The organism is Sphingobium sp. LF-16 (genome assembly GCF_003711185.1).
Classification (GTDB): Bacteria; Pseudomonadota; Alphaproteobacteria; order Sphingomonadales; family Sphingomonadaceae; genus Sphingobium; species Sphingobium yanoikuyae_A.
The window spans coordinates 1716918-1728428 of the sequence record NZ_CP029335.1; the positions used below are offsets into that span (position 1 = coordinate 1716918).

Annotated in this window: 11 protein-coding genes and 1 tRNA gene; 5 read left to right on the plus strand and 7 right to left on the minus strand. The window is 66.5% G+C overall.

The genetic code is table 11. The features are described from left to right. Positions 1-139: 139 nt before the first annotated feature. The 3 genes from DIZ22_RS08020 to DIZ22_RS08030 form a co-directional block, all read right to left on the minus strand. The gene (locus DIZ22_RS08020) at positions 140-469 is read right to left on the minus strand and encodes a DUF2322 family protein (protein WP_048936906.1); all 330 of its coding nucleotides are present in this window, start codon (positions 467-469) and stop codon (positions 140-142) included. Between the two features lie 89 nt (positions 470-558). After that, the gene (locus DIZ22_RS08025; RefSeq protein ID WP_048936907.1) at positions 559-1695 is read right to left on the minus strand and encodes a hypothetical protein; all 1137 of its coding nucleotides are present in this window, start codon (positions 1693-1695) and stop codon (positions 559-561) included. Between the two features lie 62 nt (positions 1696-1757). After that, complete coding sequence (locus DIZ22_RS08030; protein ID WP_048936908.1) at positions 1758-2894, minus strand: hypothetical protein; 1137 nt, start codon at positions 2892-2894, stop codon at positions 1758-1760. Positions 2895-3397: 503 nt separating this feature from the next. On the opposite strand from DIZ22_RS08030, the gene DIZ22_RS08035 reads away from it, so the two are divergent. Next, the gene (locus tag DIZ22_RS08035) at positions 3398-3805 is read left to right on the plus strand and encodes a hypothetical protein (RefSeq protein WP_048936909.1); all 408 of its coding nucleotides are present in this window, start codon (positions 3398-3400) and stop codon (positions 3803-3805) included. Next, positions 3792-4529 carry a TorF family putative porin gene (locus tag DIZ22_RS08040; RefSeq protein WP_048936910.1) on the plus strand — a complete coding sequence of 246 codons (738 nt, stop codon included), beginning with the start codon at positions 3792-3794 and terminating at the stop codon, positions 4527-4529. Before DIZ22_RS08035 ends, DIZ22_RS08040 begins: the two co-directional genes overlap by 14 nt. Here DIZ22_RS08040 and DIZ22_RS08045 read toward each other — a convergent pair. Continuing rightward, positions 4518-6530 (minus strand): bifunctional diguanylate cyclase/phosphodiesterase, encoded by a 2013-nt coding sequence (locus tag DIZ22_RS08045; protein ID WP_048936911.1) that lies wholly within the window; start codon positions 6528-6530, stop codon positions 4518-4520. The genes DIZ22_RS08040 and DIZ22_RS08045 overlap by 12 nt on opposite strands. A gap of 121 nt (positions 6531-6651) precedes the next feature. On the opposite strand from DIZ22_RS08045, the gene moaA reads away from it, so the two are divergent. The 3 genes from moaA to DIZ22_RS08060 all read left to right on the plus strand — a co-directional run bounded on the left by moaA (position 6652) and on the right by DIZ22_RS08060 (position 8589). Next, positions 6652-7665 carry a GTP 3',8-cyclase MoaA gene (gene moaA, locus DIZ22_RS08050; protein ID WP_048936912.1) on the plus strand — a complete coding sequence of 338 codons (1014 nt, stop codon included), beginning with the start codon at positions 6652-6654 and terminating at the stop codon, positions 7663-7665. Further along, the gene (locus DIZ22_RS08055) at positions 7662-8438 is read left to right on the plus strand and encodes an NAD kinase (RefSeq protein WP_122928090.1); all 777 of its coding nucleotides are present in this window, start codon (positions 7662-7664) and stop codon (positions 8436-8438) included. The genes moaA and DIZ22_RS08055 overlap by 4 nt, the downstream gene beginning before the upstream one ends. A 76-nt stretch (positions 8439-8514) precedes the next feature. Further along, a tRNA-Asn gene (locus tag DIZ22_RS08060) sits at positions 8515-8589 on the plus strand. Positions 8590-8746: 157 nt separating this feature from the next. Here DIZ22_RS08060 and DIZ22_RS08065 read toward each other — a convergent pair. The 3 genes from DIZ22_RS08065 to DIZ22_RS08075 are packed head-to-tail and all read right to left on the minus strand — an operon-like array spanning position 8747 to position 11509. After that, complete coding sequence (locus tag DIZ22_RS08065; RefSeq protein ID WP_206364621.1) at positions 8747-10144, minus strand: SPOR domain-containing protein; 1398 nt, start codon at positions 10142-10144, stop codon at positions 8747-8749. Between the two features lie 33 nt (positions 10145-10177). Further along, positions 10178-10774 carry a hypothetical protein gene (locus tag DIZ22_RS08070; protein WP_048936914.1) on the minus strand — a complete coding sequence of 199 codons (597 nt, stop codon included), beginning with the start codon at positions 10772-10774 and terminating at the stop codon, positions 10178-10180. Positions 10775-10789: 15 nt separating this feature from the next. Further along, on the minus strand, positions 10790-11509 hold the full coding sequence (locus DIZ22_RS08075) for a ParA family protein (protein WP_004212248.1): 720 nt from the start codon (positions 11507-11509) through the stop codon (positions 10790-10792). Between the last annotated feature and the right edge of the window lie 2 nt (positions 11510-11511).

An 11511-nucleotide genomic window follows, 5' to 3' on the forward strand; every position in this document is an offset into this window, starting at 1 on the left:
CGCAGGCGTGGGAGGGTGAGGGCCTTTCGAAGCAACCTGCCCTCATCCGATTTCGCCCGCCCGACCTGGCAGGCCCTGCGTCATGCCCCGACAGCGGCAAAAGAAATGGCGCGTCGAGGCAATAATTTACCCGGCTCGTTCAGCCCGCAACCACCCCGATCGCCAGCGCATCGCCGCCGTCCACGATCGCGATCAACCGATCGACATTGGGGTGCGCGCCCGGCCGATTGCGAGCGTCCGCCGTATGTTCGGCAAACACCGTCAGCCCATGCTCGGCCGCCGCCGCGTCCAGCGTGCCGAACACCTTCTGCAAATAGGCATAGACCGCCAACGATCCCTGCTTGCCCGGCTGGTTCTCGATGCTGGCCACGACCGTGCCGGTCGCATCCTTCAGGTCGATGCGGGCAATGCCGTCGATCGGCGGCAGCAGCTGGAGATTGTCCTTGAACGTCGCACCCGGTTGAATCATCGCTGGCTTCCCGTCTCGAAAAATGATGAGCGCGGGCCTTTAGAGCCTGCCCTCCGGGGTGGAAAGCACTTTGCGCTGCTGCCCCTGCCTCATTCGCCCGGCGGGGACATGGCGGCCTCCGATGCGGTCAGGTCCAATATCTCGAAGCCCGGTGCAGCCACCCGGCGCCGGATATTCGACCCGACCGGGGTCGCATATAGGTTCTTGCGGGTCACCCGCTCGATCCGATAGCTACCAGGCCCATCTTCCTCGCCAACCTTGGCGTTCGCCGCATAGCGCCGTCCCGCAACCTGTTTCAGGATCGCCGGCGCCCAGGCAGGCGCGCGCGACCCGCGCAAGATTTCCGCTTCCTCGGTATGCCCATCTGGTCGAACCCAGAAGCCCACATCCACCCACTGGATGCTGGCCACATCGGTGGATCGGACCGACGTCACATCGACGCCGCCAAAGGCCCGAACATTATTGCTGGCCTCGGCCATCGCATCCCCCGGATAGGGCGGTTGCCAAACCAGGACCGGCGGCCCGCCCTGGTCCGCAGCGATGGTTCCGGCCAGGCGGGTGATCTCCGCATCGTCGCCGGCCCGCACCGCCAGGCGCAGGCGCACCACGCGCAGGGCGGTGCGAAATCCCGGTTCCTGCGCAATCGGCCGCTGCTCCAATGCATCCAGCATAATGCTCGCCTCGCGCGCCTTCCCCAGCGCGCCGGCCAACCACACCCGCTTCATCCCGGCCATCATCGCCGGATAGGCGCGCCCTTCGGCCAGCGCCTGATCCTCGATCGCGTGAAAGCTGGCGTCCGCCTGGCGAAATTTTCCGAGCTTGATCCACATGTCGCCCAACGCCGTGGCCGATGCCTGCACCGCCACATCGTCCGCCGGCAGATTGTCGCGCAGCGTCTTGACCTGCCCTGCCACCGCGCGGCGATAATCATCCTGATCGCCCTCATGCAGCGACACCGTCGCCATCGCTTCATAGATGGCGGCAACCGCTCGCGGCGCCTCCGCCCCCTTGTTCTTGTTGCGGCTGATCGCTGCGGCCAGCAGCCCCTTAGCCTGCATATATTCGCCATTGCGGAACCGTTGCTCGGCCAGCGCGATCGTCGCCTGCGCATCGCGCAGCGGCGTGCATTCGCCGCGCACGCATTTTGCCTGCTCCTCGACCAGCCGCTGGCCCGTCACGACGATATCGGGCGAGGCCGCCTGCACCAGAAGCAAAAGGGCGAACATGATGATTTCCTTCCTTTCTGTCAGCTACCCTGTCACATGAACCGCTATGCCCATACCCGGCCTTATTCGCCGGGCGGCGGCATCGCCGCTTCCGATGCGGTCAGGTCCAGTATCTCGAAGCCGGCTGCCGGAACCCGACGCCGGATCACCGATCCTTTGGGAACCACATATTGATATTTGGGCGTGACACGCTCGATCCGATAGCTGCCGGATGCATCCCCCTCTCCCGCTTTCGCACTCGCAGCATAGCGTCGCCCCGCTACCTGCTTCAGGATTGCCGGCGCCCAGGCAGGCGCGCGCGACCCCCGCAATATCTCCGCTTCCTCGGTATGCCCATCCGGCCGGATCCAGAAGCCCACATCCACCCACTGGATGCTGGCTAGGTCGGACGAATTGATCGGAACCGCATCCACGAGATCAAAGGTCCGGGCACTATTATTCGCCTCGACCGCCGCACTACCGGGATAGGATGGTTGCCAGATCAGCACCGGCGGGCCACCCTGGTCCGTGCCGATCGTTTCGGCCAGCCGGGTGATTTCCGCATCGTCGCCGGCCCGCACCGCCAGTCGCAGTCGCACCACGCGCAGGGCAGTGCGAAAGCCTGGCTCCTGCGCGATCGGGCGCCGCTCCAGCGCGTCCAGCATCATACGCGCATCGCGCATCTTGCCCAGCGCGCCAGCCAGCCACACCCGCTTCATCCCGGCCATCATCGCCGGATAGGCGCGCCCTTCGGCCAGCGCCTGCTCCTCTATTCCACGGAAGGTCGATTCCGCCTGCCGATAGCGGCCCAGCTTGATCCACATGTCGCCCAGCGCCGTGGCCGATGCCTGCACCGCCACATCATCCGCTGGCAGATTGTCGCGCAGCGTCTTCACCTGCCCCGCCACCGCGTGGCGATAATCATCCTGATCGCCCTCATGCAGCGACACCGTCGCCATCGCTTCATAGATGGCGGCAACCGCTCGCGGCGCCTCCGCGCCTCTGTCCTTGTTGCGGCTGATCGCCGCGGCCAGCAGCCCCTTGGCATGCACATATTCGCCATTGCGGAACTGCTGCTCGGCCAGGGCGATCGTCGCCTGCGCATCGCGCAGTGGCGTGCATTCGCCGCGCGCGCATTTCGCCTGCTCTTCGACCAGCCTCTCGCCCGTCACGACAATATCGGGCGCGGCTGCCTGCAACAGAAGAAAAAGGGCGAACATGATGATATCCCTCCTGCATTCCTCAAGTTCATAGTGGCGGATCGACGCAGGCTTGCAAGTCGCAATGGCCAGCAGAAACGTTCAGCAACCACTTCTTTCCTATTTGAACTTTCTCTGCTCTATCCTGCCGGATGATGCCGCCTGTCTCCGCGCCTCGACCACCGCATGAAATCATGCCCCGACTGTCGCGTCCTGATGACCCGGATGACGCGTCCCCATGACCCGACCGTCGCGTCACCGGCACCCAATTGACGCGTCACTGTCGCTTGCGTGGCGCGTTGCCATGACCTTTTTTTCGCAAAATCGGCCAGAAATACGGGGCAAGAACGGTGTGAACTTTGCGGCTGACGCGTCACGATGACCCTGTCATGACCCAGCACCCTGCATATCCGACCCTCATGTCGCCATTCATCATCAACCGGAAAAGAAGCAGCAACAGTCGAAACCTACATGCCTTCGTGACGACCGGGCAACAAAGCGCGGCGTCACAGCAGGAGAATGAAATGAGTTTGATCCTTATGGCGCTTGCCGCCGCCGCGACCCACAATGTGTCGGTCGAGCATCATGGTAATCAGGTCGGTGCCACCTACACCGCCCGTGCCGACATCCGCACAAAGACCATCGGTGCAAAGACGCCCAACCGCATGGACGGCCAGCGCTGCCAGTGGACCGCGACGATCGTCGTCGACCGCAAGCTCGACCACGGCCCGGCGCTGGCGCGTACCGTGTCGAGCGACAAGCGCTTTTCGGGTAGCGAGGCTGGCGCCTGCACGACCGGCCGTCAGTCGGGCGAACGCAACATGGCCCAGTATCAGGACAAGATCGAAGCCCATCTGATCGCCGTGGCAGAAGCCGATCGCGCGCCGCTGCTGGCCGAACTGGACTCGGTGCGCAATCTTGCGTCGAACTGATCGGACCATCGGCCTGGCATGGCTGGGCGGGCTTGGCCTCGCCCTCCATGCCGTACCGGCCGCCGCCCAATATGCCAGCGGCCCGAGCGCCACGGTCGAGGTCGCCAGCGACGAGCGTCGCCGGGGCCTCAGTTGGAGCGACGGCGATCCGGTGCTGCGCGGCAGCCTCTCCGTGCCGGTCGCGCAGGGCCTGTCGCTCGATGGTGCCGCCACCAGCCTCTGGGGCAGCGATCGCCATGGCGGCGCCGACGCCGTGATCGACCTTGGCCCTTCCTATGTCCATCAACTGGGCGGCTGGCGCCTGTCGCTCGACGCGCGCTACCATCTCTTCCCCGGCGCCGATCATCAGGGCTATGGCGAATTTGGCGCCGGCGCCGGCTTTCTGATCGGTCCCGCCAGCATCGACATCGGCGCCCAATATGCGCCGCGCCAGTCGGCGATCGGCGGCGACAATCTCTATCTGTCCTCCGCCGCCTCCTTCGCCATTCCGGGGACGCCGCTCACCGCCTCGGCGCGGGTCGGCCATAGTTCCGGGTCGGATCGCGATCCGATCGCATCGCAACGGCTGCGGCCGGGCGGCGATTATTGGGATTATGGCGCGGCGATCGCCTGGTATCGCGGCCGCTGGTCGGCGGAGTTGCGCTACAGCGACACCGACATCGATAGCCGCGACGCGCGCCACGCCGGCTCGGCCCTCATCGGAAAGGTCGGCCTAACCCTGTAGCACCAGCGATATGAGTTCGGGCGTTGAGACGCCCGCCGAGCGCAGGAAGCCCTGATAATAATCGCAGCCTTCCCGTGCCAGCAGGTCGAGCTGCTGCTCCGTCTCCACCCCTTCGGCGATGACGTTGAGGCCCAGCGACTTCGCCATATGGATCACCCCGCGCACGATGATCCGGTCGCGCGCCGACCCGGCGATATCCTGGGCCAGGCTGGAGTCGATCTTCAGATAATCGAGCGGCAGGCCCTTGAGATAAGCCAGGCTCGAATAGCCGGTGCCGAAATCGTCGATCGCCACCGCCAGTCCTTCGGACCGCAATGCCGTCAGCAGCGCCGCCGCCGCGTCGACATCATGGATCAGCCCGCTTTCGGTAATCTCCACCGTCAGCCGCGACCGGGGAAAGCCGCTGCGGTCTACCTGGCCCAGGAAATCGGCCATGAACCCCGGCTGCGAAATATCCGCCGCCGTGACGTTGATCGACAGGCGCAGATTCGACAGCGCGCTCGGCCAGGCCGCCGCCTGCCGCAATGCCTCGGCCTGGATATGCGCCGACAGCGGCAGCATATAGTCGGACCGTTCAGCCGTGCCGAACAATATGCCGGCCCCCAGCGGGCCATAGATCGGGTGGTTCCACCGCGCCAAAGCCTCGACCCCGCTGATGCGATGGTCATAGACCGGATATTGCGGCTGGAACACGATGCCGATCTCGCCCCGGTGCAGCGCCAGCCGCAGGTCGGTTTCCAGTTGGTCGGCGTCGAGCTGGCGGCTGCGCTTCTCGGCGGAAAAGATGCGAATGCCTTCGCCCCCGCCCTGTCGCGCATCGGCCAGTGCAGCCCCTGCCCGCCGCAGCAACTGGGTCGCATCATCCTCCGCCCGCGCCTGCGCGATACCGCATCGCGCAATCAAGCGGATCAGATGGTCGCCCGCACTGAACGGCCGGCTGATCGCCTCGATCAACTGCCGCGCCAGATAGGTCGCCCGCTCCGCCGCCGCCGGCTCGCCGGTCAGGCCGACCAGAAATTCCGTGCCGGCGATACGCGCGACCATCGCATGGCCCGCCACGCTATCGACAATCTGTTCGATCCGCCGCGCAATCCGCCCCAGCAGCGCATCGCCCACCACCTGGCCATAGGCCGCATTCATGCGATCAAACTGGCTGATCGACAGCAGCACCACCGTCGTCGGCAGCCCCGACCGGCGATCCAGCCAGTCCAGCGCCGCCTGGCGCGAACGCAGCCCGGTCAGATTGTCGCGGCTCGCCACATCCTGGTCCTGCGCGTCGGACAGCCACTCCACATCCGCCGCCACCGTGCCATCGACGAAGCGCAGATGATGCACCAGCCGATTGCCCGGCCGATCCGGCACGGCATGGGCGAATGCCGCCGGACGCCCCGACTGCATCATCCCCTCCAGCGCGTTCAGCACCGCCTTGCGTTCATTGCGCGCCAGCCGGTGGATCAAGGTCGACGGCGTCGGCTGCCACGCCTCTATCCCCAGATTGCGGGCCAGGCTCTCGCTCAGCCGCAGCCCGGCGCCGTCACGATCCATCTCCCAATAGAGCGCGTCGCCCCGGCGGATGCGCTGCGCCCGCTGGCTCTGCATCGCGCCACCGCCCAGCCGCTCGACCAGTCGCTGCGCCGATGCCAGCGTCGCCTGCAACAGGGGTTGCGTTACCGGCGCCACCAGAAAATGGGTCGCGCCGGCATCGAACAATTGCGGCAGGGTCGCGACCGCCGCCGCATCGACCAGCACCACCAGCGCGCAGCCGCCCGCATCCACCGCCGGCACCAAGGGCGCGATCAGCTTGGCCGCCGTCCCACCGCGCATGTCGACCAGCGCGATCTGGGCGTCGCTGCGCAGGAAACGTTGCGGCGCATCGGTGGCACGCCGCGCACCGATCGCGCGCCAGCCCGCCTCCTGCGCGGCACGGCACAGGGGGTCGCGGTCGCCGGGCGACAGGATGAAGATGCTGCGCTGCCCGTCCGGGGCGGCCTGCCCGCTCACTCTTTTATCGACTCCCTGACAAGGCGCATGCCGCTCTTGTAACAGCAACCGGTTACCGACCTCTTCACCGCCCCGCAACCGGCCAGCTTGCGCCCGCCATGCCCATGGCCTAGCTAGGGACATGGCCATGGTCGATCCTGCCGCAACTTCCATGACCGACGGCCTTGGCCGCCGGATCGATTATCTGCGGATTTCCGTTACGGATCGATGCGACCTGCGCTGCCGCTACTGCATGGCGGAGCGAATGCAGTTCCTGCCGAAAAATCAGGTTCTGACGCTGGAGGAAATCGCGCTGCTCGCCGATCTCTTCATTGCGCGCGGCGTGCGCCGCATCCGTCTGACTGGCGGCGAACCGCTGGTGCGCCGCGACATCATCGACCTGATCCGTCGAATCGGTCGCCATCTGGATGCCGGCCTTCAGGAACTGACGCTGACCACCAACGGCACGCGTCTGGCCGATCATGCAGAGGCGCTGCACGACGCCGGCGTCCGCCGTATCAATGTCAGCCTCGACAGCCTGCAGGCCGATCGCTTCGCCCATATCACCCGTGGCGGCGACCTGTCGGCCGTGCGGCGCGGACTGGATGCCGCGCGCGCGGCTGGGCTCGCGGTCAAGATCAACATGGTCGCGCTCAAGGATATCAATGCCGACGAGATCCTGCCGATGCTCCGCTGGTGCGACAGCCAGGGCTTCGACCTGACCCTGATCGAGACCATGCCGCTGGGGGAAACCGGCGAGGATCGCACCGACCATTATCTACCGCTGTCGCATGTCGCGCAGGAGATTGACGCCCATCATGCCCTCACCCCGATCGCGGCGCGCACGGGTGGCCCGGCGCGCTATCATGATGTTGAGGGGCTGGGCATACGGCTTGGGCTCATCACCCCGCTCACCCGCAATTTCTGCGCCGACTGCAACCGGATGCGCATGACCTGCGAGGGCAAGATCTACATGTGCCTGGGCCATGACGACCATGTCGATTTCAAGGCCGCGCTGCGCAGCGGCGGCCTCGCCGCGGTCGAGCCGCTGGTCGATCGCGCACTGCGGCGCAAGCCTGCCGCCCATGATTTCCGGATCGGTGCCGGCGCTCCGACTGCGGCGGTCCAGCGACATATGAGCGTCACCGGCGGATGAAGAGCGAACCCCGGCGCGCCCTCGTCGCGTCCCCGACCCAGGCTGCACGGGCAGCGGAAGAGCGGTTGCGCGCCGCCTATGATTTCGTGCCGCTGGAACAGGCGGACACGGTCATCGCGCTGGGCGGCGACGGCTTCATGCTGCAGACGCTGCACGCCATGCTGGAATCCCGCCGCATATTGCCGGTCTTCGGCATGAACCTCGGCACGGTCGGCTTCCTGATGAACGAATGGCGGCTTGAACGGCTGGAACAGCGGCTGGAAAAAGCCAAGAGCTTCAAGGTCAATCCGCTGCGCATGGTAGTCGACACCGTCGATGGCGAGCGTTTCTCCATCCCGGCGATCAACGAAGTCTCGCTGCTGCGCGAAACCCGCCAGACCGCCAAGCTGGAAGTGCAGGTCAACGATCGCCCCGTGCTGCCCGAACTGGTGTGCGACGGCGTGCTGGTCGCAACGCCCGCCGGGTCCACCGCCTATAATCTGTCCGCCCATGGCCCGATCCTGCCACTGGGGTCGGCGCTCGTCGCCCTGACCCCGATCAGCCCGTTCCGGCCGCGCCGCTGGCGTGGCGCCATCCTGCCGGAAAATACCGCGATTCGCTTTACCGTGCTCGATCCGGTCAAGCGTCCGGTCAGTGCCGTCGCCGACCAGCGCGAAGTCCGTGACGTCGCCCAGGTGGAGGTCAAGATCGACCGCGCCACGCCGCTGACTTTGTTGTTCGACCCCGAACATACGCTGGACGACCGGATCGCGGCCGAACAATTCATCGCGTAATTTTCTGCAATTTCACGCTTGCCATTTGGGACAAGCCGCTGCATATGCGCGGCCTGCCCGGCGCAAGCAGGGCTGCTCCCCGATAGCTCAGCGGTAGAGCATTCGACTGTTAATCGAATGGCCGTAGGTTCGAATCCTACTCGGGGAGCCACTATTTCAGCCCTTGGCAAGGCCGGACTGGCTCCAGACAATCCGAAATTCAGCGCATCGCACGATTGCAGCACTCGCGGCGCGCAAATGCATTGCGGGCCGGAACCTTTCGGCCCGGCCCGCATGAAGTCATGGTCACGCCCGAAGGCGCCGTGCGATCAGCGCGATGCGAATTGGCGACCGCGCGTCGATGCCACGGCCCAGCGCTGCGGCGTCGCGTTCGGTGCGCCTTCCCGCACGAAGCACTGGCCGCGCTGTGCCTTGATCGACTGACACAGCGTCTGCGCGTCGGCACGACTGCCAAAGCCGCTGATCGCGATCCGGTGGAAGGTCCGACCGTTGACGGTCGCCTGGCTGGTCAGCACCGGGAAGGCGGCGATGCGTCCATTGACGCGCGCCATGCTGGTCCATTTTTCCTTGGCCACGGCCGGCGAATCGAAAGCACCAAGCTGAACGACCCAGGCGCTCGCCCCCGTGGTCACCGGCTTGATATAGGCGACCTGCTGCATCCGCGCTGCCGGGCTGGCGAGCGGGGCAGCCTTGCCCTTGGCCGGCTTGGCCTTGGCCGCCGGGCCTTCGACGACGAAGTCGCGCTTGGCGGCGACGCGCACCGGCGCCGGCTTGGGCGCAGCCTTGGCCGCAGGTGCGGGCGTGGACGCCGGCACGGCAGTTTCGATGATCCGGGTGTTGAGCGCGGGCGCGGCAGGGGCGGGCTCGGCCGCCGCCATCTCGATCGGCGAACCGCTCGGCAGGTCCAGCACCGGGGCCGGCTCAGTCGACGCAGCGGCCAGCGCCGCCGGCGCGGCATCCGGCGCAGCGGGCGCCAGCGCCAGCACCGCCGGCTGGCCCTGATCGGCGCCGTTGACGGTAACGCCCATCAGCGCGGCGACGCGCTGCGGCGCCAGTGCCGGGTCGGCCATGCCGGCCCATTGGGCAATACGCTGATTGGCGGCAAGCGGCGCCAGATCAAGCCCGGCCACCAGGCGCGCATCCTTCCAGCGACCGGCCAGCGCATAGGCATAGGCTAGGTTCTGGCGGGTGCGGGCATTGGCCGACGGATCCTGGATCGCGGCGGACAGGATGCGGACGCCTTCTGTCGGATCACCGGCCATCGCCAGCGCCAGGCCATAATCGCCCGCCGGCACATTGTCGGTATTGGCGGCCAGCAGATCGCGCGCGGCGTCATTCTTGCCCAGCGCCACCTCGACCAGCGCCAGGCTGACGATGGTGCGCGAATCGCGGTTGCCCAGGGTCATCGCGTCGGTGAAGGCCGTCTCGGCCGAAACGAAGCGGCCATCCAGCACATAGGCACGGCCCAGCAACTGGCGATATTGCGCATTGTCGGGCGCCGCCTGCACGGCCGCTTCCGCTGCCTGCACCGCTTTTGCGCCGTCACGATCGGCCAGCGCCTTTTCCGCAGCCTCGGCCGGCTTGCCGGGATTGGCGTGCTTGACCGCCGCCGAACGCGGATGGAATGCCGCGCCGGTGCAGCCGACCATCGTCGTCGCCACCATCAAGGAGGAAACGGCCGCCTTGCCAAATGCCGTTCGTTTCATGACCTTACCCACCTATAATCAAAGATCGCCGCGTCAGTGCGGCAATTGCTGGGCAAGCCGATCAATCTCGGGCAGCCCTTCGAGGAAAGCATCCAGTGCTTCGGTAACAACTTGTTGCGCCGACCGGCCGGTCACCGCCGCCGCCAGACGCAGCTTGAGATGACGGCTCGCGTCCAGCCGCAGCGTGAAGGCCGCCTTGCGTGCGTTGTCGACCGCCATCGCCTTGGGCGGCGCGGCGCGCACCGACGCCGGCTTTGCCCGCATCGGCTTGGCAGCCATCACCAGTTCGGCCGGTTCCGGCTCGGCTTCCACCGTCTCGGGCAGAACGACCTGTGCCACGCGCTCGGCCAGTTCCTCGCGTTCGGTCACGACCGCCGGCACCGGAACCGGCGCGAGCACCGTGGTCATCGGCGTCAGGCCGGTGGCAACGGGCGCGGTCGGCGCGGCAGGCTCGTCATCGTGCATCGGCACGTCGAAACCCATGTCGTTCCAGCCCAGATCATCGGACACCATGCCGGCATTGCTCGGGCGACCAAAGCCCAGCATCGGGCGGCGCATCGCCGGCGTGGCCGCGCCCTTGCGCGCCAGCAGGCCGGACGTCAGGGAAGCGATCGGTTTGGCTTCAGCCATGATAGCCCCCTTTTCTTACTGCACGACGCGGCGGCCGAAGCCACCACCGGCGGGACGCGAAGCGGCGGCGGTGCCGACGCTGTTCTGGGGCACGGAAAAGACCGTGCGGCGGAAATTCTTCTCGAGGCGATCGGAGATATAGCTCCACAGCCCGGTCACTTCGGCGGCCGACTTGCCCTTGGGATCGACCTCCATCACCGTGCGGCCGTCGATCATCGAGGCGGCGAAATCGGTGCGATGGTGCAGCGTCACCGGCGCCACCGTGCCATGCTGCGACAAAGCGACAGCGGCTTCGGAGGTGATGCGCGCCTTGGGCGTCGCGGCATTGACGACGAAGATCAGCGGCTTGCCGGCGCGCTCGCACAGGTCGACCGTGGCACCGACGGCGCGCAGGTCATGCGGGCTCGGGCGGGTCGGCACGACGATCAGTTCGGCAACCGAAATCACGCTCTGGATCGCCATGGTAATCGCCGGCGGCGTATCGATCACGGCCAGCTTGAACCCCTGCTGGCGCAGAATTTCGAGATCGGCGGCCAGCCGCGCAACCGTGGTCTGGGCAAAGGCGGGATATTCGGCCTCGCGCTCGTTCCACCAGTCGGCCAGCGAACCCTGGGGATCGATGTCGATCAGCACGACCGGACCGGCCCCGGCCAACTGGGCCTGTACGGCCAGATGACCGGACAGGGTCGTCTTGCCCGATCCGCCTTTTTGCGATGCCAATGCCAATATGCGCACGC